The organism is Burkholderia plantarii (genome assembly GCF_001411805.1).
Classification (GTDB): domain Bacteria; phylum Pseudomonadota; class Gammaproteobacteria; order Burkholderiales; family Burkholderiaceae; genus Burkholderia; species Burkholderia plantarii.
This window is the reverse complement of record NZ_CP007213.1, coordinates 2,194,214-2,220,523: the sequence shown is the minus strand read 5'-3', so window position 1 is coordinate 2,220,523 and position 26,310 is coordinate 2,194,214. Positions and strand designations below refer to the sequence as shown.

The 26,310-nt window shown below is 70.4% G+C and carries 19 protein-coding genes; 8 read left to right on the top strand and 11 right to left on the bottom strand.

All coding sequences use genetic code 11. The features are described 5' to 3' along the window. Positions 1-17: 17 nt before the first annotated feature. From bpln_RS26485 to cobA, 5 genes are all read right to left on the bottom strand, one after another. Positions 18-1,805 carry an L-lactate permease gene (locus tag bpln_RS26485; protein ID WP_055140482.1) on the bottom strand — a complete coding sequence of 596 codons (1,788 nt, stop codon included), beginning with the start codon at positions 1,803-1,805 and terminating at the stop codon, positions 18-20. A 118-nt stretch (positions 1,806-1,923) separates the two neighbouring features. Then, positions 1,924-2,883: a LysR substrate-binding domain-containing protein gene (locus bpln_RS26480; protein ID WP_055140481.1), complete on the bottom strand. Its 960-nt coding sequence runs from the start codon at positions 2,881-2,883 to the stop codon at positions 1,924-1,926. Between the two features lie 67 nt (positions 2,884-2,950). Then, entirely contained in the window at positions 2,951-4,000 is a 1,050-nt protein-coding gene (locus bpln_RS26475) for a CmpA/NrtA family ABC transporter substrate-binding protein (protein ID WP_042628136.1), read from the bottom strand. Further along, positions 3,997-4,605, bottom strand: a complete 609-nt coding sequence (locus bpln_RS26470; RefSeq protein WP_042629475.1) for an ANTAR domain-containing response regulator — start codon at positions 4,603-4,605, stop codon at positions 3,997-3,999. The genes bpln_RS26475 and bpln_RS26470 overlap by 4 nt, the downstream gene beginning before the upstream one ends. Before the next feature lie 141 nt (positions 4,606-4,746). Continuing rightward, positions 4,747-5,589: a uroporphyrinogen-III C-methyltransferase gene (cobA, locus tag bpln_RS26465; RefSeq protein ID WP_055140480.1), complete on the bottom strand. Its 843-nt coding sequence runs from the start codon at positions 5,587-5,589 to the stop codon at positions 4,747-4,749. A gap of 683 nt (positions 5,590-6,272) precedes the next feature. On the opposite strand from cobA, the gene bpln_RS26460 reads away from it, so the two are divergent. From bpln_RS26460 to bpln_RS26440, 5 genes are all read left to right on the top strand, one after another. Beyond that, positions 6,273-7,598 (top strand): MFS transporter, encoded by a 1,326-nt coding sequence (locus bpln_RS26460; protein WP_042628134.1) that lies wholly within the window; start codon positions 6,273-6,275, stop codon positions 7,596-7,598. 42 nt (positions 7,599-7,640) lie between these two features. Next, positions 7,641-10,175 carry a nitrite reductase large subunit NirB gene (nirB, locus tag bpln_RS26455; RefSeq protein WP_042628133.1) on the top strand — a complete coding sequence of 845 codons (2,535 nt, stop codon included), beginning with the start codon at positions 7,641-7,643 and terminating at the stop codon, positions 10,173-10,175. Positions 10,176-10,214: 39 nt separating this feature from the next. Continuing rightward, positions 10,215-10,580, top strand: coding sequence for a nitrite reductase small subunit NirD (gene nirD, locus bpln_RS26450; RefSeq protein WP_042628132.1), 366 nt, complete (start codon positions 10,215-10,217; stop codon positions 10,578-10,580). Between the two features lie 81 nt (positions 10,581-10,661). Then, positions 10,662-14,858: a bifunctional nitrate reductase/sulfite reductase flavoprotein subunit alpha gene (locus tag bpln_RS26445; protein WP_055140479.1), complete on the top strand. Its 4,197-nt coding sequence runs from the start codon at positions 10,662-10,664 to the stop codon at positions 14,856-14,858. Between the two features lie 458 nt (positions 14,859-15,316). Beyond that, a complete protein-coding gene (locus bpln_RS26440; RefSeq protein WP_042628130.1) occupies positions 15,317-16,831 on the top strand; it encodes an acetyl-CoA hydrolase/transferase family protein in 1,515 nt (504 codons plus the stop codon). Between the two features lie 102 nt (positions 16,832-16,933). Here the strand turns inward: bpln_RS26440 and bpln_RS26435 are convergent, their stop codons facing one another. From bpln_RS26435 to bpln_RS36865, 4 genes are all read right to left on the bottom strand, one after another. Then, positions 16,934-17,485, bottom strand: a complete 552-nt coding sequence (locus bpln_RS26435; protein ID WP_042628129.1) for a hypothetical protein — start codon at positions 17,483-17,485, stop codon at positions 16,934-16,936. A gap of 93 nt (positions 17,486-17,578) precedes the next feature. Beyond that, positions 17,579-18,652 (bottom strand): extracellular catalytic domain type 2 short-chain-length polyhydroxyalkanoate depolymerase, encoded by a 1,074-nt coding sequence (locus tag bpln_RS26430; RefSeq protein WP_042628128.1) that lies wholly within the window; start codon positions 18,650-18,652, stop codon positions 17,579-17,581. Further along, positions 18,649-19,179, bottom strand: coding sequence for a response regulator transcription factor (locus tag bpln_RS26425; RefSeq protein ID WP_226993660.1), 531 nt, complete (start codon positions 19,177-19,179; stop codon positions 18,649-18,651). Before bpln_RS26425 ends, bpln_RS26430 begins: the two co-directional genes overlap by 4 nt. 526 nt (positions 19,180-19,705) lie before the next feature. After that, positions 19,706-19,858: a hypothetical protein gene (locus tag bpln_RS36865; RefSeq protein ID WP_158336100.1), complete on the bottom strand. Its 153-nt coding sequence runs from the start codon at positions 19,856-19,858 to the stop codon at positions 19,706-19,708. A gap of 183 nt (positions 19,859-20,041) precedes the next feature. Between bpln_RS36865 and bpln_RS26420 the strand changes: the two genes are divergently transcribed. Both bpln_RS26420 and bpln_RS26415 read left to right on the top strand, forming a co-directional pair. Further along, entirely contained in the window at positions 20,042-21,136 is a 1,095-nt protein-coding gene (locus bpln_RS26420; RefSeq protein ID WP_055140477.1) for a hypothetical protein, read from the top strand. Between the two features lie 17 nt (positions 21,137-21,153). Then, the gene (locus bpln_RS26415; protein WP_055140476.1) at positions 21,154-21,957 is read left to right on the top strand and encodes a bestrophin-like domain; all 804 of its coding nucleotides are present in this window, start codon (positions 21,154-21,156) and stop codon (positions 21,955-21,957) included. 496 nt (positions 21,958-22,453) lie between these two features. Here the strand turns inward: bpln_RS26415 and bpln_RS26410 are convergent, their stop codons facing one another. Beyond that, on the bottom strand, positions 22,454-22,723 hold the full coding sequence (locus bpln_RS26410) for a CppA family protein (RefSeq protein WP_042628124.1): 270 nt from the start codon (positions 22,721-22,723) through the stop codon (positions 22,454-22,456). An 883-nt stretch (positions 22,724-23,606) separates the two neighbouring features. Between bpln_RS26410 and bpln_RS26405 the strand changes: the two genes are divergently transcribed. Further along, positions 23,607-25,340 carry a cyclic peptide export ABC transporter gene (locus bpln_RS26405; RefSeq protein WP_055140475.1) on the top strand — a complete coding sequence of 578 codons (1,734 nt, stop codon included), beginning with the start codon at positions 23,607-23,609 and terminating at the stop codon, positions 25,338-25,340. A 152-nt stretch (positions 25,341-25,492) separates the two neighbouring features. Here bpln_RS26405 and bpln_RS26400 read toward each other — a convergent pair whose 3' ends face one another. Then, complete coding sequence (locus tag bpln_RS26400) at positions 25,493-26,131, bottom strand: nitroreductase family protein (protein WP_055140474.1); 639 nt, start codon at positions 26,129-26,131, stop codon at positions 25,493-25,495. Between the last annotated feature and the right edge of the window lie 179 nt (positions 26,132-26,310).

The following is a 26,310-nucleotide window of genomic DNA, read 5'->3' as shown; positions in this document are numbered from 1 at the left end:
GGGCGCGAGCGGGCCGCTCAGGGCAGCATCCAGCCGAGCAGCGGCGTGGACTGCGCCCAGACCAGCAGGCTCAGCGCGGCGATCATCAAGAGCGTCCAGCCGGCCACGCGGCGGAACAGCTGCCCCTCGCGGCCGATCATGCCGACCGCCACGGCGCCCACCGCGAGGTTCTGCGGCGAGATCGCCTTGCCCACCACGCCGCCGGCGGTGTTGGCGGCGGCCAGCAGGATGGCCGGCAGGCCGGTGTGGTGCGCGGTGGTCAGCTGCAGCATGCCGAACAGCGCGTTGGCCGAGGTGTCCGAGCCGGTCAGCGCGGTGGCGAACCAGCCGAGGACCGGCGAGACCGGCGCGAACGCGGGGCCGGCCCTGGCCGCCCAGATGCCGAGCGTGACGATCTGGCCCGAGAGGTTCATGACGTAGGCCACGCCCACCACGCAGCAGACGGTGAACACGGCCCAGCGCAGTTCGTGCAGGTTGCGCAGGTAGCTGCGCGCGGCCACGCGCGCGTCGAGCCGCAGCAGCGGCACCGACAGCGCGCCCGCGATCAGCACGATCGAGCCGGCGGACAGCAGCCATTCGAACCGCGCGTTGACGGCCGCGACCGGCGCGCCGGCCGGATCGACCACGTGCAGGCCGGGCCACGCGAACGACGAGGTGACGAGGCCCATCGCGTGCGCCACGACGCCGACCTGGGTGGCCGCGACCACCAGGATCACCACGGCATAGGGCGCCAGCGCGCGCAGCACCTCGGCGGCCGGATCGCGCGGCGCGCCGGATGCCGAGGGCATGGCTTCGACCCGGCTGGCGCGGCCGGCGTCGGCATCGGCGTGGCGTGTGAACCCGCCGCCCGTCATCGGCATGGCCAGCGCGGCGCCGTGCGGGGCCGCGCTGGCGTGGGCCGGAGCGGCGTGGGCACCGGGCGCGCCGGCCCGGGCGCGGCGCGCCGCGGTGGCTTCAGCGGCGTCGGGCGCGCTCAGGTCGGCGCGCGGGAACGCCGGCGACCACACGCGCAGGAACAGGATCGAGGCGCCGGCGCAGCCGAGCGCGGCGACGATGTCCACCAGCTCGACCGGCAGCAGCATCGAGCCGGCGCACTGCGCGAACGCGAACGACGCGCCCGCCACGGCCGCGAGCGGCCACATCTCGCGCACGCCGCGCCGGCCGTCGTGAATGAACACCAGCATCAGCGGGATCAGCAGCGAGAGCAGCGGCGCCTGGCGGCCCACCATCACGCTGATCTCGTGGACCGGCAGCCGCGTGATCTTCGCCAGCACCGTGATCGGCAGGCCGAGCGCGCCGAACGCCACCGGGCTGGTGTCGGCCAGCAGGCAGATGGCGGCGGACTTGAGCGGATCGACGCCGAGCGAGATCAGCAGCACGGCGCAGATCGCCACCGGCGCGCCGCCGCCCGCCAGCGCCTCGAGCAGCGCGCCGAAGCAGAACGCGATCAGGATCGCCTGCACGCGCTGGTCGGTGCTGACGCCGGCCAGCGCGCGGCGCAGCACGTTGGCGTGGCCGCTTTCCTGGGTGAGCTTGAACAGCCAGATCGCGTTGATGCCGATCCAGATGATCGGGAAGAAGCCGATCGCCGCGCCTTCGAGCGCGCCGGCTAGCGCCTGGCCGGCGGGCATGCCGTAGACCAGCACGGCCACCGCCAGCGCCACCGCCAGCGCGGCGAGCGCGGCCCGGCGCGCCGCCAGGCGCAGCACGCCGAGCAGCACGAACAGGGTCAGCAGGGGGAGCGCCGCGAACGCGGCCGAGGCCGCGATCGAATGCGCGACCGGGTCGAAAACCTGGGTATACATGTGTCTCCTTCGCATGCCTCACGGGCATTTTTATCGTGTCGATGGAGACAATCTAACCGCCGGCCCCGGCGCCCGGGAAATACCGATTGAGGCTACCGGGTATAGGCCACGCCTATGATCAGCGGCCCGCCAGGCCGCTTTTCGGGTCGCTCTCCGGGCCGCTCTCCGGATCGAGCACGCCGGTCCAGACGCCGCTGTCGACCAGCTCGCCCACCAGCCGCGCGACCAGCGCCTGGATCGCCAGCGAGGCCGCGCTGGCGGGCAGCGCGGTCGGCACGCAGAGCGCCACGGCGCGCGAGATGCCGGGCTCGACGATGCGATGCACGAGCGGCTGGTCGGCCGGGTCCGCGAACGCGTCGGACGAGACGATCGTGACGGCGTCGCGCTCGCGCGCGATGGCCAGCATGGTGGGCAGCGAATCGACGTCGGCCACCACGTCGGGCTCGACGCCTTCGCGCGCGAAGGCGCGTTCGATCAGCGTGCGCAGGCCGTTGGCGTTGCTCGGCAGCACCAGCGGGATGCCGGCCAGGCGGCGCAGCGGCACGGGCTCGCCGGCGCGGATCCCGGCGATCTCGCCGAACGCGTACAGGTTCTCCTCGAACAGCGGCCGCACCGAGACGCCGCGCGTCTCGGCCTCGCGGAACAGGATCGCCATGTCGAGGCGGCCGTTGGCCATCAGCTCGGCGAGATGGCCGCTCATGCCCTCGACGATATGCAGGCGGATGCCGGGAAAGTGCCGCCGGACGTGGCGATAGAGCGGCATCGCGAACACCACGGCGACGCTGGTGGGCAGGCCGATCGCCACCTCGCCGGCCTCGGCACCGCCCACCTGCACGGCGAGCGGGATCTGCGCGACCTGGCGCAGCACGTCGCGGGCACGCAGGTAGAGCGCGCGGCCGGCCTCGGTGGGCTTGACGCCCTGGTGGCTGCGCAGCAGCAATCGCGCCCTCAGTTCGGTTTCGAGGCCCGCCACCTGCTGGCTCAGCGAGGGCTGGGCCACGCACAGCCGCTCGGCGGCCTTCGACAGGCTGCCGCAATCGACGATCGCGACGAAGTACTTGAGCTGACGGATATCCATCGGCGTAGCTTATACGAGGGCGGCGGGCGCGATCGCGGGGTGGCGCCGCGGCGGCGTGGCCCCAACCTCAAGCCACGCCGCCAGCCGCCTCGTAACCGGCCACCGCCTCGTCATACAGCGCGCCCTGCGTGACGGCCGCCGCGATCGCCGCGTCGTCGTGCTCGCCCGTCAGCATGCCCCAGCGCCGGTACTGGTCGATGAACCAGCGGCCGTCGGCGGCGCGCGGCCGGTTCACCTCGCCGCCGTCGTGGAAGCGCACGGGTGCCGGCGGCCGCGCGAACGGCCCGCTGCCGTAGTCGCCCGCGAGCCGCGGCAGGATCCGCTCGACCGGCACGTCGAGCGCCTCGGGCGCGGCGAGCCAGCCGGCCGCGCGCGCGCGGTTGGCGGGCCGGTCGAGCCACGCGCAGGCGTCGAGCAGCGTGCGGATCAGCGCGCGCGCCGTGTTCGGATAGAGCGCCGCGAACTCGCGCCGGCAGGCCAGCGCCTTTTCCGGGTGGTCGTGCCAGACCTCGCTGGTGGCGGCGACGGTGCGCCCCGCGCCCTGCGCCTCGGCCACCGCGTTCCACGGCTCGCCGACGCAGAAGCCGTCCAGCTCGCCGCAGGCCAGCGCGTCGGCCATGCCCGGCGGCGGGATCACGATGCTGCGCACCTCGCGCAGCGGATCGACGCCGTGCGCGGCCAGCCACGCGTAGAGCCACATGGCGTGGGTGCCGGTCGGGAAGGTCTGCGCGAACACCGGCTTGCGCCCGAGCGTGGCGAGCGCGGCGCGCAGATCGCCGCCGGCCTGCCACGCGTCGGCGAGCCGGTTCGAGAACGTGATCGCCTGGCCGTTGCGGTTCAGCACCGACAGCACGGCGAGATCGGCGCGCGGGCCGCCGATGCCGAGCTGCACGCCGTAGACGAGCCCGTACAGCGCATGCGCGGCGTCGATCTCGCCGGTCAGCAGCTTGTCGCGGATGCTGGCCCACGACGGCTGCCGCTCGAGCGTGAGCGCGAGGCCGTGCCGCTCACCCAGCTGCAGGCGCTGCGCGACGACGAGCGGCGCGGCGTCGCTGAGCGCGACGAAGCCGAGCCGCAGTTCGCGGCGTTCGGGCGGCGGGAAGGTCGGATTGTTCATGCTTCACCATCGGGAATTCGGGACGCGGTAAGGATCTGCCGCGCGGCTTCGACGATCCGGATGCCCTGGTTCATCGCGCGGCGCCGCAGCGCCGCGTAGGCATCCTGCTCGGACAGCCGGCGCGCATCCATCAGCAGCCGTTTCGCGCGGTCGATCAGCTTGCGGTCGGCCAGCTCGCTCTCCACCTCGGCGAGCCGCTGGCGCAGCGCCTCGTCGTGCGAGAAGCGCGCCAGCGCGACCTCCAGGATCGGCGCGAGCCGCTCGGCGGAAAGACCCTCGACGAGATAGGCACTGACGCCGGCGCCCACCGCGGCGCGGATCAGCTGCTGGTCCGCGTCGGGGCTGAACATCAGCACCGGGCGCGGTGCGCGCGCATGCATCACCGCGAGCTGTTCGAGCGTGTCGCGCGACGGCGATTCGGTATCGATGATCACCACGTCGGGGCGCTCCTTCTCGACCACGGCCGGCAGGCGCGCCGGCGTGGCCACTTCGTCGAGCATTTCGTAGCGCAGCCGCGCGAGCGTGTCGCGCAGCTCGCCGATCGGCTTGTCGGTATCGGTGACGAGCAGCACGCGCAGCGGGCGGGCGGGTTCGGTCAGTCCCATGAGGCGAGCGGGGCGGAAGGCGATGACGAGGCGCGCGCGGCGGGCCGGGCGCACGGCGGGCAGGCGGTGCATGCCGCGACGCGGCGGCCGGCACGCGCCCGGGCGATGGCGGACGCGGACGAGGCGAGGGCGGCGTGACGCTTACGCGACATTGGACAGGCGCTCCCGATCCGGCATGGCGACGGCTGCCGGCGTGCAGCCAGCGTCGGCGTCGGCCGGGGTCGCGGCGGCTCCGAGGGGCACGGGCGGCAGCATCGCGAGCGCCTCGCCGATCGCCGGGCCGACCAGGATCACGGCCGGGCTGCCGAGACCGGCCGCGGCGGGCTCGCGGGCCAGCGCGGCGAGCGTGCCGGTCCAGCGCCGCGCGCGCGGCGTGCCGGCCCATTGCACCACGGCGGCCGGCGTGGCCGCGTCGAGCGCCGCGAGCAGGCCGGCGGCCACGCGCTCGATGCGGCTCATGCCCATGTAGACGACGAGCGTCGTGCCGGCCGCGCCGAGCGCGGCCCAGTCGGGCTCGCCATGATCCTGCTGGTGCGCGGTGACGAACGTGACGCCCTGGCAGTGGCGGCGGTGCGTGAGCGAGACGCCCAGCTCGGCCGCGGCCGCGAAGCCGGACGAGATCCCGCTGACGATCGTCACCGGCACGCCGGCCGCGTGCAGCGCGGCCAGTTCCTCGCCGGCGCGGCCGAACAGCAGCGCGTCGCCGCCCTTGACGCGCACCACGTGCTGGCCGCGCGCGGCATGGCGGCACATCAGCTTCTCGATGAACGCCTGCGGGGTGGAGCGGCAGCCGCCGCGCTTGCCGACGCGCACGATGCGCGCCTGCGGCGCGAGCGCGGCGATCGCCGGATCGACGAGGTCGTCGAGCAGCACGACGTCCGCGCTGGCCAGCACCTTCGCGGCGCGCAGCGTCAGCAGGTCGGCGGCGCCCGGGCCGGCGCCGAGCAGGGTGACCTTGCCGGTCGGGTCGGTGGGGGTCGTCATTCTCGTTCAGTTCCAGTGTGGCGCACGACGCGGCGCGCGCCGCCGGAACCGCAAGGCGTCGCGCGCCGGCCGCGAGGCCGGGCGTTCGGGACGCCGTTGTCCGGGCGGGCCGCGTCTGGCGCGGCCCGAATCAATCGTCGGGTCTTGCTGCTGCATCGGATTGCCTGCGCCGACTTCGTTGTCGACGCATCGCGTATCACGCAATAAGCGCGCCAGCTTTGCTTCACGGTGCTCCTGTCCGGACCCGGGCCGACGCGGCGGCGCGCGCCGCGTGGTTCGGGCCGGCGCGCCCGGGTTCGCCGCTCTCGTCATGGCGGTCGGCACCACGCCTGTTTCGGGCCAGCCGGGCGTCGGCGTGCTCCGTCCCGTTCGTGACCGCCGCCGCCGCACGCGCGTAGTGCTGCGCCGCACCACAATTGGGCGACGATGCGCCGTCGCGCGCCGCCTCGCGGTGCCGCGCGCGCCACGTCGAATCACGAGAATGTGCCGCCAACCCGCGCCACGCGGCGTTTCACGCCGTCTGGCACGGCGCTTGCAAAGCGTTAGGCGAACGAGTCAACGGCGATTCGTTTGCAACACCGAATACTGAGCGGCCCGGCAACGGGCTTTCTGGGCAACGGCGTCCTGTGCATCCGGTCTTTCGACCGGGTTCTCAGGGCGCCGTTTTGTTTTGGTAGATCCTCATGTCGAACAAAGCCACCCGCATCGATCTGTTCAGCCTGCGCACCGTGCCGATGCGCGCGTTCCATCTCACCTGGATGGCGTTCTTCGTCTGCTTCTTCGCGTGGTTTGCCTGCGCGCCGCTGATGCCGCTGATCGCCAGGCAGTTCCACCTCAGTGCCGGCCAGGTGGCCGACATCAACATCGCGGCGGTCGCGGCCACCATCCTGGTGCGGCTCGTGGTCGGCCCGCTCTGCGACCGCTTCGGCCCGCGCCGCGTCTACGCCGGCCTGCTGGTGGCGGGCGCGCTGCCGGTGATCGCGGTGGCCTTCAGCCACGACTACCTGAGCTTCCTGCTGTGCCGGCTCGGCATCGGCGCGGTGGGCGCGAGCTTCGTGATCACGCAATACCACACCTCGGTGATGTTCGCGCCGAACGTGGTGGGCACCGCGAACGCCACCACGGCGGGCTGGGGCAACGCGGGCGCCGGCGCCGCGCAGGCGCTGGTGCCGATGCTGGTGGCCGTGGTGCTGATGCTCGGCGTCGGCGACGCCTCGGCCTGGCGCGTCGCGCTGGTGGTGCCCGGCATCGCGATGCTGGTGATGGCGGTGCTCTACTGGCGCTACACGCAGGACTGCCCGCAGGGCGATTTCATCACGCTGCGCGCACGCGGCGAGACGGTGGAAAGCGGCAAGAAGGGCGGCTGGGCGAGCTTCTTCGTCGCATGCCGGAACTACCGCGTCTGGATGCTGGCCATCACTTACGGTGCCTGCTTCGGCGTGGAAGTGTTCATCCACAACATCGCTTCGCTGTACTACGTGAATCACTTCCAGCTGTCGCTGAAGGACGCGGGCCTCGCGGCCGGCATCTTCGGCCTGCTGGCGCTGTTCGCGCGCGCGCTCGGCGGCTGGCTGTCGGATCGCGTCGCCGCGCGCCGCGGGCTCGGCGTGCGCTCGATGCTGTTGGCGGTGCTGATCGCGGGCGAAGGGCTCGGCCTGCTGGCGTTTTCGCATGCCGGGCAGGTCGGCGCGGCGATCGTCGCGATGGTCGCGTTCGGCTTGTTTACGCACATGGCCTGCGGCGCGACCTACGCGCTGGTGCCGTTCATCGACCGCAAGGCGCTGGGCGGCGTGGCCGGCATCGTCGGCGCGGGCGGCAACGTGGGCGCCGTCGCGGCCGGCTTCCTGATGAAGGGCGTGGGCGACGTGCAGGCCACGCTGACGCTGCTCGGCGGCTTCGTGCTGGTCACCTCGCTCTGCGCGATCGCCGTGCGCTTCAGCGCCGAGCACATGGCACGCGAGGCCGCGCTGCGCGCCAGCGCGCTCGCCAACGTGCCGGTCGCCCACTGAGCCGGCGTCGAGATATCGAGGAATAACAAAGAGGAAGGCAACATGAACATCGTCGTCATCGGTCACGGAATGGTCGGCCACAAGCTGCTGGAGAGCCTCGCCGGCGACGCGGGCACGCTTCAGGTCACCGTGCTCTGCGAGGAGCCGCGCGCCGCCTACGATCGCGTCCACCTGTCGGAATTCTTCGCCGGCAAGACGGCCGAGGATCTCTCGCTCGTCGCGCCCGGCTTCTTCGAATCGCATCCGGGCTTCCGGCTGCGCCTCGGCACGGCCGCCGCGTCGGTCGATCGCGCCGCGCGCACCGTCACGCTCGCGAACGGCGAGACGATCGGCTACGACCGGCTGGTGTTCGCGACCGGCTCGACGCCGTTCGTGCCGCCCGTGCCGGGGCGCGACCGCGCCGACTGCTTCGTCTACCGCACCATCGAGGATCTGGTCGCGATGCAGGCCTGCGGCGCGCGCTCGCGCTCGGGCGTGGTGGTGGGCGGCGGGCTGCTCGGCCTCGAATGCGCGAAGGCGCTGCGCGATCTCGGGCTCGACACGCACGTGGTCGAATTCGCGCCGCGCCTGATGGCCGTGCAGGTCGACGACGGCGGCGGCAGCATGCTGCGCGCACGCATCGAGGCGCTCGGCGTGCGGGTGCATACCGGCAGGAACACGCTCGAGATCGTCGACGGCGAGGCCGCCACGCATCGCATGAACTTCGCCGACGGCACGCACCTCGAGGCCGACATGATCGTGTTCTCGGCCGGCATCCGCCCGCGCGACCAGCTCGCGCGCGACTGCGGGCTCGAGATCGGGCCGCGCGGCGGCATCGCGATCGACGACCGCTGCCGCACCAGCGACGCGGCGATCTACGCGATCGGCGAATGCGCGGCCTGGCGCGGCCAGACCTTCGGGCTCGTCGCGCCCGGCTACGAGATGGCGCGCGTGGTCGCGCAGCAGCTGGCGGGCGGCGACGCGGCGTTCGGCGGCGCGGACCTGAGCACCAAGCTCAAGCTGATGGGCGTGGACGTGGCGAGCATCGGCGACGCGCACGGCACGACGCCGGGCTGCCGCGTCGTGCAGTACGGCGACCAGCGCCGCGCGGTCTACAAGAAGCTGGTGGTGTCCGGGTGCGGCAAGCGCCTGCTCGGCGCGGTGCTGGTGGGCGACGCGGCCGAATACGGCACGCTGCTGCAAATGATGCTGAACGGCATCGAGCTGCCGGCCGAGCCGGAAATGCTGATCCTGCCGCAAGCCGACGGCGCCGCGAAGCCGGGCATCGGCGTCGAGGCGCTGCCGCCCGCGGCGCAGATCTGCTCGTGCAACAACGTGTCGAAGGCGCGGATCTGCGAGGCAGTGGCGGGCGGCGCGACCTCGATCGGCGCGCTGAAGGCCTGCACCGGCGCCGGCACCTCGTGCGGCGGCTGCGTGCCGCTCGTCACGCAGATCATGAAGGCCGAGATGAAGAAACAGGGGCTGGCCGTCAACAACCATCTCTGCGAGCACTTCGCGCATTCGCGCCAGGAGCTGTATCACCTGATCCGCGTCGAGGGCATCCACACCTTCGGCGAGCTGCTGCGCAAGCACGGCAAGGGGCTCGGCTGCGACGTCTGCAAGCCGACCGTGGCCTCGATCCTCGCCTCGTGCTGGAACGAGTTCGTGTTGAAGCGCGAGCACGCGAGCCTGCAGGATTCGAACGACTACTACCTCGCCAACATCCAGCGCGACGGCACCTATTCGGTGGTGCCGCGCATGCCGGGCGGCGAGGTCACGCCCGAGGGGCTGATCGCGGTCGGCCAGGTGGCGAAGAAGTACGGCCTCTACACCAAGCTCACCGGCGGCCAGCGCGTCGACCTGTTCGGCGCGCGCGTCGAGCAGCTGCCGCTGATCTGGGAGGAACTGATCGCGGCCGGCTTCGAGTCGGGCCACGCCTACGGCAAGTCGCTGCGCACCGTGAAGTCGTGCGTCGGCTCGACCTGGTGCCGCTACGGCGTGGGCGATTCGGTGGGCCTCGCGATCGAGCTGGAGAACCGCTACAAGGGCCTGCGTGCACCGCACAAGATCAAGTTCGGCGTGTCCGGCTGCACGCGCGAATGCGCGGAGGCGCAGGGCAAGGACATCGGCGTGATCGCCACCGAGAAGGGCTGGAACCTCTACGTGTGCGGCAACGGCGGGATGAAGCCGCGCCACGCCGAGCTGCTGGCCGCCGACCTCGACCGCGAAACGCTGATCCGCTACATCGACCGTGTGCTGATGTTCTACATCCGCACCGCCGACCGCCTGCAGCGCACCAGCACCTGGCGCGACAACCTGGAGGGCGGCCTCGACTACCTGATCGACGTGGTGGTGCATGACAGGCTCGGCATCGGCGCGGAACTCGAGGCGCAGATGGCGCATGTGGTCGACACCTACGAATGCGAATGGAAGAAGGCCGTCAACGATCCGGCCACGCGCCGCCGGTTCCGCCATTTCGTCAACAGCGACGCGCCCGACGCCACCATCGCGTTCGTCGAGGAACGCGGCCAGATCCGTCCCGCGCTGCCCGGCGAGGCCGACGAAACATCCGACGCATCCGAGCCGGTGACCGCCTGACGGCGGCCCGCGTTCACTCATCCGATCGAGGAGAAGCTCATGCATAGCGAACCGAAAACGGCGGCCGCCGCGCGCTGGACGCCCGTCTGCCCGCTCAACGACATCGTGCCGAACACGGGCGTCTGCGCACTCGTCAACGGCGGCCAGGTGGCCGTGTTCCGCGTCGAGGCCGGTAATGGCGAGACCGACATCTACGCGATCGACAACATCGATCCGCTCTCGCGCGCGGCGGTGCTCTCGCGCGGGCTGGTGGGCAGCCTCGGCGAGCGCGTGGTGGTGGCCTCGCCGCTGTTCAAGCAGCACTTCGATCTGCGTACCGGCGAGTGCGTCGAGGCGCCGGAGAAGTCGGTCGGCGTCTACGCCTCGCGCGTCGAGGACGGCCTCGTCTGGGTCGAGGCGGCATGACGGTCGCCACCGGCGCCGCGGCCGGCATGACCCGCGGGAGCGGGCCACGGCGGCTCGCCGGCTGATCGCAACGGAGCGGCAATGACGAACGCGAGCGTGAAAACGGTGTGCCCGTATTGCGGCGTCGGCTGCGGGATGGTGCTGCACGTCGATAACGGCGAGGTGGTCAAGGTGTCGGGCGACCCCGAGCATCCGGCCAACTTCGGCCGGCTCTGCACCAAGGGCTCGTCCGCGCACGTCGCGCTGCGCCACGCCGGGCGGCTCGAAAGCGCCTATCTGCGCGAGGCGCGCGATCGCGATGCGGTGCCGCTGCCGGTGGACGACGCGATCCGCGAGACGGCGCGGCGGCTGTCCGCGATCCGCGACGCGCACGGCCCCGACGCGCTGTCGTTCTACGTGTCGGGCCAGATGTCGATCGAGGCGCAGTACCTCGTCAACAAGCTCGCGAAGGGCTACCTGCGCACCTCGCACGTCGAATCGAACTCGCGCCTCTGCATGGCGAGCGCGGGCAGCGGCTACAAGCTCTCGCTCGGCGCGGACGGCCCGCCCGGCTCGTACCAGGATTTCGACCGCGCGAATTTGTTCTTCGTGATCGGCGCGAACATGGCGGACTGCCACCCGATCCTGTTCCTGCGCATGATGGACCGCGTGAAGGCCGGCGCGAAGCTGATCGTGGTCGATCCGCGCCGCACCACCACGGCCGACAAGGCCGCGCTGTTCCTGCAGATCCGGCCCGGCACCGATCTCGCGCTGCTCAACGGGCTGCTGCACCTGCTGCATGAGAACGGCCGCACCGACGCGGCGTTCATCGGTGCCCACACCGAGGGCTGGGACGCGATGCCGGCGTTCCTCGCCGACTACCCGCCCGCGCGGGTGGCCGGGATCACGGGGCTGGCCGAGGACGAGATCCGCCGCGCCGCGCAGATGATCGGCGAGGCGCGCGACTGGATGAGCTGCTGGACCATGGGCCTGAACCAGAGCACGCGCGGCACCTGGCACACCAACGCGATCTGCAACCTGCACCTGGCCACCGGCGCGATCTGCCGGCCCGGCAGCGGGCCGTTCTCGCTGACCGGCCAGCCGAACGCGATGGGCGGGCGCGAGATGGGCTACATGGGGCCGGGGCTGCCGGGCCAGCGCAGCCTGCTCGACGCGGACGACCGCGCGTTCGTGGAGGCGGCCTGGCAGTTGCCGGCCGGCACGCTGCGCGCGGACGGCGGCGGCGCCGGCACGATCGACATGTTCGAGCGGATGGCGGCCGGCGAGATCAAGGCCTGCTGGATCATCTGCACGAACCCGGCGGCCACCGTCCCGAACCGCGCCAACGCGATCGCCGGCCTGCAGGCCGCCGAACTCGTGATCGCGCAGGACGCGTTCCTCGACACCGAGACCAACCGCTACGCCGACATCCTGCTGCCCGGCGCGCTGTGGGCCGAGGCCGAGGGCGTGATGATCAACTCGGAGCGCAACCTGACGCTGATGCAGCAGGCGATCGAGCCGCCCGGCGACGCGCGCGCCGACTGGGCGATCGTCGCGGCCGTGGCGCGCGAGATGGGTTACGGCGAGGCGTTCGACTACGCGAGCGCCGACGAGGTGTTCGCCGAGATCGTGCGCTTCTCGAATCCGAACACCGGCTACGACCTGCGCGGCGCGAGCCATCGCGCGCTGCGCGCCACGCCGCTGCAATGGCCGTGTCCGCCCGACGACGGACGGGACCGGCACCCGCTGCGCTACCTGAACGACGGCGTGAGCCAGACGCGGCGCGTCGCCGACGACGGCAGCGTGCCCGCGCTCGCGTTTCCGACGCCCACCGGCCGCGCGCGTTTCTTCGCGCGGCCGCACGCCGACGCGGCCGAGATGCCGTGCGCCGAATACCCGATCGTGCTGAACACGGGCCGCCTGCAGCATCAGTGGCACACCATGACCAAGACCGGCAAGGTCGCGATGCTCAACAAGCTGAATCCGAAGCCGTTCGTCGAGCTGCATCCGGAGGACGCCGCGGCGCTCGGCATCGGCGCGAACGACAGCGTCGAGCTGCGTTCGCGGCGCGGCCGCGCGGTGCTGCCGGCCGTCGTCACCGATCGCGTGCAGCCTGGCGCCGCGTTCGCGCCGATGCACTGGAACGACGTGTACGGCGACGAGCTCTGCATCAACGCGCTGACCCACGATGCCGTCGATCCGGTCTCGCTGCAACCCGAACTGAAATTCTGCGCCGTCGCGCTGACGCGCGTGGCGAGCGCCGCCGACGTCGTCCACGATGCGGCCGGCGCCGCGCGCCTACCGCCGAACCCGCCGGCCACGCCCGTCGAGGCCGGCGCGGCCCCGCATCAGGAATCCCCCATGACTGCTGCTCTCGATACGTTTGCGGCCGCGCTCGGCCTGCAGGATCTCGCCGCGCCGCGCCTTTCCGATGCCGAACGCGCCTACGTTGCCGGCTTCGTCAGCGGTCTGCGCGCCGCGCCCGCCGGCGGCGTGCCGGTGCTGCCGGCGGGCGCGCCCTGCGCGCCGGCCACGCGGCTCTGGCTTGACGGCATGCTGGCCGGGCTCTACAGCCGCGCGCCGCAGGGCGAGGCGCCGGCGCTGCCGGGGCCGGCCGACGCGCCGGCGCAAGCGGCGCAAGCGGCCGCCGCCGGCGTGCGGATCGTCCATGCGCGGCCGAAGGTCGTGCTGCTGTGGGCCTCGCAGACCGGCAACATCGAATCGCTGACCGAGCCCTACGCGACCACGCTGATGAACGCCGGCTTCGAGATCCGCGTGGCCTGCATGGCCGACGCGACGCCGGCCGTGTTCGCGAACGCGCAATACGCGCTGCTGATGACGAGCACGTTCGGCGACGGCGACGCGCCCGACAACGGTGCCGCGTTCTCGGCCGCGCTGGCCGCCGCCGACGCGCCGCGCCTCGACGGCCTGCGCTACGCCGTGCTCGGCTTCGGCGACCGCAACTACGACGCGTTCTGCGGCCACGGCCGCCGGCTCGACGCCCGGCTCGCCGAGCTGGGCGCCGCGCGCCTGACCGAGCGCGTCGATTGCGACGTCGAGTTCCAGCCGGCCGCCGACAGCTGGCTCGAGGGCGTCATCGCGCGGATCAAGGCCGTGGACGCCGCCCTGCACGCGGTGCCCGACGGCGGCGCGATCCCGTCGCTGCTGCCCACCAAGGCGCGGCCGGCCGCCTCGCGGCTCGTCGCGAACCTGAAGCTGAACCGGCCGGGCGCCGCGAAGGACACACGCTACCTGTCGCTGTCCACCGAAGGCACCGCGCTCGAATACGAGGCCGGCGACGCGCTCGGCATCTGGCCGACCAATTGCCCGTCGGTCGTCGACGAACTGCTGACGCTGACGCGGCTGTCGGCCGACACGCCGGTGAGCGTGACCGGCGTGGGCGACCTGCGGCTCGGCGAGGCGCTCGGCCGCCATCTCGACATCACGCGCCCGCATCCGGACGCGCTTGCGTTGATCGCCGGGCGCAGCCGCAACGGCGCGCTGAAGTCGCTGCTCGCCGACGAGCGCAAGGCCGACCTGAAGCACTGGCTCTGGGGCCAGCAGCTGGCCGACGTGCTGCACGAGTTCCCGGTCGAGCTGTCGGCGGCAGAACTGGTCGCGATGCTCAAGCGGCTCCAGCCGCGGCTCTATTCGATCGCGTCGAGTCCGGCCGCGCATCGCGGCGAGGTGCATCTGACCGTCTCGGCGGTGCGCTACAGCAACGGCCGGCGCGAGCGCAAGGGCGTGGCCTCGACGTTCCTCGCCGATCGCGCGCAGGCGGGCGAGGGCGGCGACGTGCCGGTGCCCGTGTTCGTGCAGAAGTCGGCGCATTTCCGCCCGCCCGCGAGCGGCGACACGCCGATCGTGATGGTCGGGCCGGGCACCGGGATCGCGCCGTTCCGCGGCTTCCTGCACGAGCGGCGCGCGCGCGGCGCGAGCGGGCGCAACTGGCTGTTCTTCGGCGAACAGCATGCCGCCACCGATTTCTACTATCGCGACGAATTGAGCGCGATGCATGACGACGGTTTCCTCACGCATCTCGATCTCGCGTTCTCGCGCGATCAGGACACCAAGGTCTACGTGCAGGACCGCATGCGCGAGCGCGGCGCGCAGCTCTGGTCGTGGCTCGAGGCCGGCGCGCATTTCTACGTATGTGGGGATGCCGCGCGGATGGCGCGCGACGTCGATGCGGCGCTGAAGGCCGTGGTGGCCGAGCATGGCGGGATGCACGAGGCGCGCGCCGGCGAGTACGTCGCGCGCATGGCGAAGGAGCGGCGCTACCTGCGCGACGTCTATTGAACGGCCGCGCCCGGTTCCAGCGCAACGTTGGCGCGGCTTGGTATCCGCGCCCGCGTCACGGTAAAGATCGGGAAGTTTGATCTGGCTCCTCGGACGGCGAAGGCGGGTCGACGTCGACGACGATGAGCGCGCTATGCTGTCGGGCAAGGCGCCGGCCGATAGGTGAGGCCGGCGGAAACAGCCAGACGCCTAGCCAGACGCGCGGCGAAGCACGTAACAAAACGCGCTGGATAGCGGCCCCGGCAGGTCGAATCGGCATCTTTTTGTTCGAATAGCGCGCAAATTCGGCAAAAAAGTTTTGCAGCGCTGCCGATCTATGCGCGCGGCGGCCTCTGCGATACTGCGCGCGCTGCCCCCACCTGGCTCGCCGCCGCGAACCGTCGGGGCGCGCGCCGCTCCCGAGACACCCGCCGCGGCGCCTACGACGCGATATATAACTACCCGTTCGATCTCTCGCCATGCCCACTTCCCGAATCCTCGCCGAATCCCTGCGTTCCCTCGTCCGTACCGCCGATGAAGCGGCGGCCCTGATCGCGCCGAGCATGACCGTCGCGATGAGCGGCTTTACCGGCTCCGGCTATCCGAAGGCGGTGCCGGCCGCGCTTGCCACGCGCATCTCGGCCGCGCACGCGCGCGGCGAGGACTTCCGCATCAACGTGCTGACCGGCGCCTCGACGGCACCCGAACTCGACGGCGCGCTCGCGAAGGCCGACGGCATTTCGATGCGCCTGCCGTACCAGTCCGATCCGATCCTGCGCGAGAAGATCAACGCCGGCGAGCTCGACTATCAGGACATCCACCTGAGCCACGTCGCGCAATACGCGTGGTTCGGCCTGTTCGGCGAGCTCGACGTGGCGGTGGTGGAAGTGGCCGGCATTCGCGAGGACGGCCTGCTGATTCCGTCGGCCTCGGTCGGCAACAACAAGACGTGGCTGGACCAGGCGAAGAAGGTGATCCTCGAGGTCAACGCGCGGCAGCCGCTCGGCCTGGACGGCATGCACGACATCTACTACGGCACGGCGCTGCCGCCGCATCGCAAGCCGATTCCGCTGGTGTCCGCCGACGACCGCATCGGCGAGCCCTACCTGCGCTGCCCGGCCGACAAGATCATCGCGATCGTGGAGACCGACGCCCCCGACCGCAGCAACGCGTTCTCGGCGCCCGACGCGACCTCGAAGCAGATCGCCGGCCACCTGATCGAGTTCCTGCGCCACGAGATCGGCCGCGGCCGGCTGCCCGCGAACCTGCTGCCGCTGCAGTCGGGCGTCGGCAACATCACCAACGCGGTGCTGGCCGGGCTCGGCGAGAGCGGCTTCACGAACCTGACCGCCTACACCGAGGTGATCCAGGACGGCATGCTCGACCTGCTCGTGAACGGCACGCTGAGCTTCGCCTCGGCCACGGCGCTGTCGCTGAGCCCGGACGCCGTCAAGCGCTTCGCCGACGACATCGCGCTGTTCCGCAAGAAGATCCTGCTGCGTCCGCAGGAGATCAGCAACCACCCGGAGCTGGTGCGCCGGCTCGGCTGCATCGCGATGAACGGCATGATCGAGGCCGACATCTACGGCAACGTCAATTCCACGCACGTGATGGGCACGAAGATCCAGAACGGCATCGGCGGCTCGGGCGACTTCGCGCGCAACGGCTACCTGTCGTGCTTCATGTCGGCGAGCACGGCGAAGGGCGGCACGATCTCGCGGATCGTGCCGATGGCGAGCCACGTCGATCACACCGAGCACGACGTCGGCGTGGTGGTGACCGAGCAGGGGCTTGCCGACCTGCGAGGGCTGTCGCCGCGCCAGCGCGCGCGCAAGATCATCGACACCTGCGCGCACCCGGACTACCGGCCGATGCTGGCCGATTACTTCGAGCGCGCGAGCCACGAGAGCTTCGGCAAGCAGACGCCGCATCTGCTCGGCGAGGCGCTGTCGTGGCACGACCGCTACGTGCGCACGGGGTCGATGAAGCCGTAACGGCGGGGGCGAGCGGGGCACGTCCGCCGCGGCCCGCCCGCCGGCTGTTACGACGTTCCGCGCGGGCCGGCCGTTCGGGCGAATCGACGACGGCCGGTCTGCTCAGGAAGCCGCCGCCTGCGAGTCCGGCGCCGAATCCTGCAAACTCTCGCGCAGCGCTTCCAGGTTCGCGCCGGCCGCGCGCGTCGCGAGCCCCGCGAAGCCGGTGCCGGCGGTTTTCATCATGTCCTGCCATTGCTGCAGGAACAGGAAGGTGCCGAGCGTGAGGTCGTTCGCGTCGCGCGCCTTCGACACCGCGAGCAGCCATTCCCTGAGCCCGGTGGCGCCATCGGCGGTGGCGTTCGTGTTCAGGTCGTTCCAGGTCGAGGTGGTATCGGTCTGCACGCTGTTGAGCGCGCGCAGCGCACGCGCCGCCGCATCGAGGCCGAGCGTGTCGCGCTGGGCCTGCCAGACGGCGTTGAAGGCCGCGGTGCCCGTCTTCGTGCATTGGTTCGCGAAGTCGAGCGTGCGCGCCATCGCGGCCGGCCAGCCGGCGCCGGTGCCCGGCGTAATGGCGGCGGCGAAGGCCTGCGTTCCGTAGGTGGCGATGCCGGCGCCGATCTGGGCGGCGGCGCGCATCAGGATCAAGGGGGGTTGCATCGGGTCGGTGTTCATGTTCGGCGATCTCGATAGCGGCGGCGCGTTCGTCGTCGATCGCGCCTGCCGGGTGAAAAAAGCGGGACCGCGAACGCCGCGGCCCCGGGGAACTCATTGGCGCGGATCGGAAAGACGGTTCACCATGCGCATCACGGCGGCGATCTGCGGGGCCTTGCGGCTGAAGAAATCCGGCTTCATCGGATCCTTGCTCGTATAACCCCAGAAATCCCAGCAGCCGAGCGGATTCTTCGCCGACGCCCCGGCCTGCGGGTAGAGCACGATGATCCGGTTGGTCTCGGCCAGTTCGTTGTAGCCCGTGCTGCTGGCGTACCGTTCGCCGATTTTCTCGGCGCTCTGCAGGCAGCCGTGAAACGCCACGTGGATTCGGCAGGCGGCGCCGGCCCGTGTGCAGGCTGCCGGCACGTAGACGTAGCCGGTCTGCCCGAGCGAGGCGTCGCCGTCGGGATCGAACGGGCGCTGGTCGAAGCTCAGCAGGCGATCGGACGGCGCGCTGGCCGCGGGCGCCTTCAGGTCCCCGTAGATCCAGCGCAGGATGTCGCGCGACTGCTCGAAGCCGCAGTTGTTGATGAACGGCGGCTGCGAGAGCGCGCAGGTCGTATCGGCCTGGTTGTCGGTGATCAGCGCGTGGCCGGCGGCGACGTTGTCGACGTAGCGGATCTGGCTGTCCGGGGTGCCGGCGAGCTGGTAGAAGCGCGGCACCTGCGCGACCACGCGCGTCGTGACCGTGCGATCCTGGCTGCCGCTGAACACGTAGACGCGTTGCGCGGCGAGGCCGCGAACCTCGTCGATGCGCTTTTCGTCGGCGAATTTCCGGGCGGCGCGCAGCGCGTCCTGCGCGCGCGGGCCGGTGTCGCCGAGCGGGTTCATGCAATGGGTCTGCGCGGCCGTGGCCGGGCTGACCAGCGGAAACAGACCCGCGCAATAGAATGGACCGCCCGCGACGATGCCGGCGCCGATCAGGTGAGTGGACCACGCGACGTCGAATTGCGCGGCCATGAACGCGCCCGACGAGAGCCCCGATACCGACGTCTGCGCCGGATCGGCGCCGTAACCCTGCAGCGGTGCCGCGTGCAGCAGGCCCGAGGCGCCCGCGCCCGTGCCGATCAGCGCCGCGAGCGCGAGGCGCGCGCCCATGCGCCGCCATGTCAATCGCCATCCCTTCATTGTTTTCTCCTGGTCGATGCCGGCGGAAAATCCGCAGCGGCTGATCCTATTTTTTTACGATTCGACGCATCGCACCATTCGTCAAATGCGGTAGGCGCGATGGAACGATCGGAAACCGCGATCCAGCCGGAATCGAGCGCCTTGAAAATCAATTCACAGACATTTCTGGCCTGCGCGCGACGCAGCATCTGAGGGCGATGCGTGCGCGCGGTCTGGTCGCTGATTTTCAGGTGTCGCGCGATTTGCTTGTCGCCGAAACCGTGCGCGAGCAGCGAAAGAATCTCGATCTGGCGCGGCGTGAGCGGCGCCGTCGCGGCCGGAAACCGATGCCTTGGCGAATCGGTCGCCAGCCTGAACCAGGCCATTACCAATTCCGCCGATTTCCTGGCTTGAAATTTGATCAACAGGTTTTCGCGGTGTTTTCTGGCGGTTGAGGTGGCGATGCCCAGTCGCGCCGCGATTTCGCGATCGGTGTTGCCGAGCGCGATCAGTTCGAGCACGGCGCTTTCCCGCGAGGTGAGGGACATTCCGGTGTCCATGGCGAAAACGCAAGGCGCGCGCTCCATCGCGGCCGAACCGGCCGTCACGGGCGATGCGATGCTCGTTGGTTCAGATGACGAGCGGTAACGCGAAGCCCGGCGAGAAGCGATCTTGCAGATTGACGAAAACGGCGGCGCTGCCACTGCCCTGCGGGGCCGCGGGTATGACGCAGGTGTCGGCGCGGAACCCGATACGCCCATCTTATGGATCGGGAAACACGGCAGCCATGGCAAATGAAACGGAAAATCACGCCGGTTTGATTTTCTTGATGCGATTTTGCGGATCTGGATGCGATGGAAATACCGAATCAACGGTGTTTCAGATGATTCGGATGATTCGATTATTCTGCGTGGCGTTTGGCGAATACCGCATTTGCCGTATGGAGGTAAATCGGCTCGCTATCGAGAATGGTCGTGCCGTCTGGATGTGTGATCCGGTTGCGTCGGACTCGGTCGAGTCGCGAGAGGCGGGCCGGATCGGGCGGAAGTTTTCGTTTTTATCGATTCGTTTTCCTTAATTCCTTTCAATGGCGAACATGTTGATGCGTCCGGTCTCGTTTCCGGCGGCGATATCGGTATGCGCTTCGCGGGGCGCGTCGGGCGCGGCCGTCTCCGGGGCGGCGGCCTTGCGGTCCTGCTGGCCACGCGCGCGGTACCGCGCGGCCATGCCGAATCCGGGCCAGCGCTTCGGCCAGCACCGGCGCTGCGCGCAGAACCTGCGTTCACGGCCGGCAGCGCCGGCGTGGCCCGACTCGCCGGCCAATCTCGCCGCTCATGCGGGTAAGTTGCCCCGGCGCGCCGAGAGCTTGCTGTCCATTCGCGGCCCGCACCGACGGGGAAGGTGCCATCCATGAAATCGAATCCGGCGCTGTTCGCGCCTGTCGAGAGCGCGCCCGTCGAGACCGAGCGTGACGTGGCGGCCGCGTGCGCGCCGACGCTCGCCGCGCAACTGCGCCACGAGTGCGAAGCGATGGCACGCCACGCGCTCCAGCACGGGCTGCACGTTGCACCGGAAACGGTCGCGCGCCTGGTGGCGCTGCTGTCCAGCGACGAGCGGCCCGCCGGCGACAGCGCCGGCGTTGCCGCGCGAACACGCGACTTCGCGATGATCCACGCGAGGCTGGCGCAGGTGGTGGCGCCGGCGACGCCGCAGGGCGTCGCGCTGCTCGACCGGCATCGTCATTCGCCGCACGTGATCGGGCTGCTCGGCCCGGTGCCGCTGATCCGCGCGCTGACACTGGCGGCGATCGGGTTCCTCGGCGCCGTGATCCTGAGCGGGCTGTCCGCGGAGGTCACTTCCGAGAATCTCGAGCGCGGCATGCTGGCGTCGTCGGGCACGACGCTGCTCGTCAACATGCTGTTCCTGATGTGCTGCGCGGGGCTCGGCGCCTCGTTCGCGACGCTGTTCCAGGCGCACCGCTATATCGCGAACTCCACTTACGACCCGAAGTTCGACGCCTCGTATGGCGCCCGCCTGATCCTCGGGCTCATCGCGGGGCTGATCCTCGTCGAGATCCTGCCCGCGCATCTGTTCGCGGGCGGCAGCGCAAGCGGCTTCGGCAAGCCGGCAATGGCGATGCTGGGCGGTTTCTCGGCGAGCGCCGTGCATCGCCTGCTGCAGCGCGTGGTTGATTCGCTCGAAACCGTGGTGCGCGGCGACCCCTCGGCGCAGGTCCATGCCGCGCTCGAAAGTCAGCGCGCCTACGCGACCTCGGAGCGCATGCATGTGCAGAACGAGCACACGCAACGGTTGCTGGCCCTGCAACGCACGCTCGACGCCGGCGCGTCGCTCGACACCGTGCGGCGGCAACTCGCGACGCTGACCCGGACGGCCTTGACCGGTGACGGCGGCCCCCATGTCGACGAAGGCGCGGAGCCGGCCGATGCCGCGCCGGCACCGGCCCTGTCGGGCATGACATCCGTATCTCCAACCACAACGCCATAACCGCACGAGGAACCCCCATGCTGTTTCTGTACAACCTGCCGACCACGCTGATGGGAGCGCTCATCGTCGGCCTGACGCTTGTCATCGTCCTGGTCGGCTATGCCGTCGCGCGACGCCTCAACCTCCTGGAACTCGATGCCGAGCAGCGCGGCATGACGCTTTCCATGGTGTCGGTCATCACGACCATCAACTCGCTGCTGGTCGCCTTCGCGGCGATCAACGTCTGGGACGACTACAACAGGGCCGACCTGACCGTGATGGACGAAGCCTCCTGCGCGAGGGAACTGGCGCGCGATCTCGCGGCGTTCCGTTCGCCCCCCGCCGATCTCGCCAACCAGGCGCTGCGCGCGTATCTGGTGTCGGTCGTCCAGACCGAATGGCCGGCGATGCAGCAGCATGCGAGCGCGGCCGACGAGACCCAGCAGCGTTTCGACACGATGTTCGATGCCGCGAACCATATCCAGCCGCTCGACGCCCGTCAGACGGCGTTGCTCTCCGAAGTCCTGGCGCGGTCGAACGAGATGGTCAAGCACCGGCACCGTCGCCTCAGCGCGCTGAAGGTGGCGATGCCGGCCACGCTCTGGGCCGTGATCCTGATCGTGAGCGCCATGTCGTTCGCGCTGATGTACGTGCTGCCGGCCACGCCGTTTCACATTACGTTGATCGGTAGTTGGGCCGTTACATTGGGGCTCACGCTGTTTTTCGTGCTGGCGGTGGACCGGCCGTTCGTGGGCGAAGTCAGCGTGAGCGCCGAGCCGTTCGTGGAAACGATCGCCTCGCTCGCGAAGAGCAACATCTGGCCGATCGCCAGCCCCCATTGACAGCGACGGCGCCAGCGGCCCGGGCCTGCGCGGCGGACCGGGCGGCCGGCGGCGCGACGTCGTTTGCCGTGGCATGACCGGCGCCTCCGCGAGCCGGACGTTCCACGAGCAGCGTCAGCAAGCCTTCCGGGCTGGATGGCGGGGTGGCCCGCCTGGCTGCCGGATGGCGAGCGAACCAATTGGTGCCACAGGCAGCCGATGCGGATGCCGCCGGGCTTGCGCGACGCGTCAGCCCCGTCCCGAACGAACCCGCCGGCCAACGGCGCCGACGGACGACCGCGCGCAACGTGTTCGATGCCGGGCCTGCGCGGCCGACAGCGACCTGACGAGCCGCGCGGCAAGGTCGGGCTTCGGGCAGGCAGGGCCGACCATGGCGAGCAGCCAGGCTCGTGAAAACGGAAAGGGCAGCGCCGCCACCGATTCCGCCGCCGGGCCGGGCCTGCACGGCGGGCCGCCCACGGGCCGTGGCCCCGGCCGCCGTGTGCCGCGGCGGATCTCAGCGCGCCGCATGGCCGGCCAGATGCTGGCGGATCAGCGACAGGTAATGGTCGCCGACCGAGTGATCGATCGCGGCGCGCCGCACCGGGCGCTGGATCGAGAACGGCGGCCGCATCCCGAGATAACGGCAGATCGCCGAGACATAGGGCTTGCGTACCCGCCCGAGCTGGTGGATGGCGCGCGCGACGCGCTCATCGCCGACCTGGCTGCGCAGCCAGGCGAGGATCTGGCGGTCGGTGTCGTTGACAAGTCGAACCCGGTGTTCCATTGCTCACCTCGTACTGTTTATTAATACAGTGCTGTAAATATATCCAGTATCTGGAGGGAACACAATCGACAACAAACGGGGGCAAATCGAATTGGCCAATCGGCCAGGGGGAGAGGGTACGGCGACGCGTCGGTGGACCGTGTCGCGCGTGTCCGGCATGGCCGCGCGCCAGCCAGAAGGTTGCGATTTCGTCCGGCCGAAGCCGGACCCAGACCCGGCCGCCAGCCATGCCTCCATCAGGGGCGCCGATGGCCCGGGCGAGCCGACAGGCTGCTGAAAGGGAGGCGCCATGGCTTGCATCGACAACGGCCCAGGCCGCTTCCGCACGCTGTTTCCGGCGTCGTGCCAAACGGGAATACAGCCCCCGTGGCACGCAGACGGCATAGAGTGCAAGGTAGAAATCCAGGTTCATGAAGGAGGGGCCGGGATCGTGGCCGTTTCTCTCCGGGGCGGCGGCACCCTCGTGCGGCGCTGGATTCGGGCGCATGACATGCCGGGCGGTGGCGCGCTGGTGCTTCAGTGATGCCGGTGCGGGCCGCGCGTCCTCGCGCGGGCGTAGCTTCGCTCGCCGCCACCCGCCGGTGCTGGTCCGCCGCCTGGGGCTGCCGTGGACGTCGTTACCTGGTGCCGGCCCCGCGCATCGCGCCTGAAACCACCCGATCCCGGCCGGGCGCGCGGTTGCCATTTGAATGGCCAGCTAATATCATTCGCGAGTTGAAAATAAGAATCATTATCGCGTGGCTACCCCGATCCCGGCCGTACCGGGCGGCGGCGCGGGCGGTAAACGAGAGCGGCTCTCAAGGCCATCGCTCACGGATGGCGCGAGGGCCGGTGCCGGCCCGGCGCGATCGATGAACACACCACGAACTCGAGGAACTATCGAATGACTCGCGATGAGGGCGCAATGAACCGCGCGAACTACGGCGGCACCTTGCTGCAACTGCTGAGGCCATTCCTTCCGGTCACGCTGATCGCGACGCTGCTCGGCATCGTCGGCGGCCTTTGCACCGCGTGGCTGCTGTCGGTGATCAACAGCAGCCTGCACGCGCCGGGCGGCATCGGCATGAAGACGGCCGTGACCTTCATCGCGCTGTGCCTCGTCACGCTGCTCTGCAACGGCATCGCCGGGATCGGTAACAGCGTCACCGGCCAGCGCATCATCGCGGCGCTGCGCAAGGACATCTCGGCGCGCATCGTCTGCGCGCCGGTGGCCGCGCTCGAACGCTACAAGACGCACCGGCTGCTCTCGACGCTGAACAGCGACGTGGAAACGGTCAGCGCGTTCACTTTCAGCTTCCCGAACTTCGCGGTCGCGGCCGCCATCACGCTCGGCTGCGTGGCGTACATGCTGGTGCTGTCGCCGTCGCTGTTCCTGATCGCGCTGGTCGCGATCGTGGTGGGCGTGGCGATCAACCAGTACGCGAGCCTCAAGTGGGGCCATTATTACAAGGGCGTGCGCGGCGCGCAGGACGAGCTGCAGAAGCAGTACCGCGCCATCACCGAGGGCGCGAAGGAACTGCGGATCAACCGCGAACGCCGCCGGCGCGTGTTCAACGTGCGCCTGTCGGGCGCGGCCGACGAGATCTCGAACCTCAAGATCAAGGCGATGCGCCTCTATTACGGCGCGAGCGCGTCGGGCACGACGCTGTTCTTCGTCGTGATCGGCGCGATCCTGCTGTTGCAGCAGCGGCTCGGCGTGTCGCCCGAAGTGGTCAGCGGCTTCGTGATCGTGCTGCTCTACGTGCGCGGGCCGGTGGAAACGCTCGCGAGCGGGCTGCCGGCGCTGATCCAGGCGCGCATCTCGTTCCAGCGCATCGCCGAGCTGACCGCGCAGTTCGCGAACCGCGAGGCGCGGCTGCTCGACGGCGAGCCCGCGGCCGATGCGGTCGAACTGCGCGAGATCGAGTTGCGCCACGCGTCGTGGACTTTCCCGCCCGTCGGCGACCAGCCGCCGTTCAAGCTCGGCCCGATCGACCTGAAGATCGAGCGCGGCGAAATGCTGTTCGTGATCGGCGAGAACGGCAGCGGCAAGACCACGCTGATCAAGCTGCTGCTCGGGCTCTACGAGGCGGGGCACGGCGAACTGCTGCTGAACGGCGCGCCGGTCGAGGCCGGGCAGATGGATGCGTATCGCCAGCTCTATTCGGCCGTGTTCGCCGACTATCACCTGTTCGACGATCTGGTGGTGCGCGACGCGGCGCTGATCGGGCGCGCGCAGGCTTACCTGGAGCAGCTCGAGATCGCGCACAAGGTGAAGATCGAGGACGGCGTGTTCTCGACGATCGATCTCTCGACCGGGCAGCGCAAGCGGCTCGCGCTGATCCACGCGATGCTGGAGCAGCGGCCCGTGATGATGTTCGACGAATGGGCGGCCGACCAGGATCCAACCTTCCGCCGCGTGTTCTATACGGTGTTCCTGCCGGAACTGAAGCGCCAGGGCAAGACGCTGATCATCGTCTCGCACGACGACCGCTACTTCCACGTCGCCGACCGCGTGATCCGGATCGAGCGCGGCCAGATCATCGAGACCGCGAAGGGCGCGGAATTCACCTACGAAGATCGCGGGACCGCGCAGATCGCCGGGCTCGCCGCCTCGAACGGCGCGAGCGTGCTTTGAGGCGGCGCGGCGGCCGGCTCATGCCGGCCGCCGGTTCGATGCCCGACCCGTTGGTCGAACCGATGCGGTTGTCAGCCCGGTCGACGGCTTGATTGCCGACGTGGTCGCCGACCCGACCGCGGGGCCGGCTTGATCCGCTGCTCGATCGCCGTTCAGATCGCCGAGCGGCCGAGCCATTCGCGCACATGATTCGCGCGCGGCGGGCGGGCCGGCGGCGCGTCCGCCGATCCCGGCGTGCCGACCATCAGGAAGCCGAGCAGCCGGTCGTGCGGCTCGAAGTCGAGCGCCGCGGCGAGCTTCGGATCGTAGCTGTCGGCCCCCGTGATCCAGAAGCCGCCGTAGCCGAGCGCATGGATCGCGTTGAGCATGTTCATCGTCGCGGCGCCCGTCGAAAGCATCTGCTCGATCTCGGGGATGCCGTGCGCGTCGCTGATCGCGGCGGCCACCGCGATGATCAGCGGCGCCGCGTAGGCGGCCTGGCCGCGCGCCTCGCGCTGGTCGGGCGGCAGGTCCGGCTCGCGCGCGACGGCCAGTTCCACGAGCACCTCGGCCAGCTCGGCGCGCGCCTCGTCGCGAATCAGCACGAAGCGCCACGGCCGCAGCTGCGCGTGATCGGGCGCGCGCAACGCGGCGTCGAGGATCAGGCCGAGCTCATGGTCGCGCGGTGCCGGCTCGGTCAGCTGCCAGTGCGACTGGCGCGACAGCAGGATCTCGACGAGCGCGTGGCCCGGCCGCGATGCGACGCGATCGGCGGCGGCCGGCGTCGGGGCGGTGAAGTTGTGTTGCGTCATGGTTTCTCCGATCGACTGAGTCGCGACATGATGCGCAAGTCTTTTCATTTGTGCAAATGATTCTCATTCGTATTGTTGTGAGGTATGGTAACGCCTACGCGCGCGGCCGGCGCGGCGTGGCGCCGATGTATCGGGTACGCGCCGTAACGGCCGCGATTACCGATTACCCGTCCCGACGG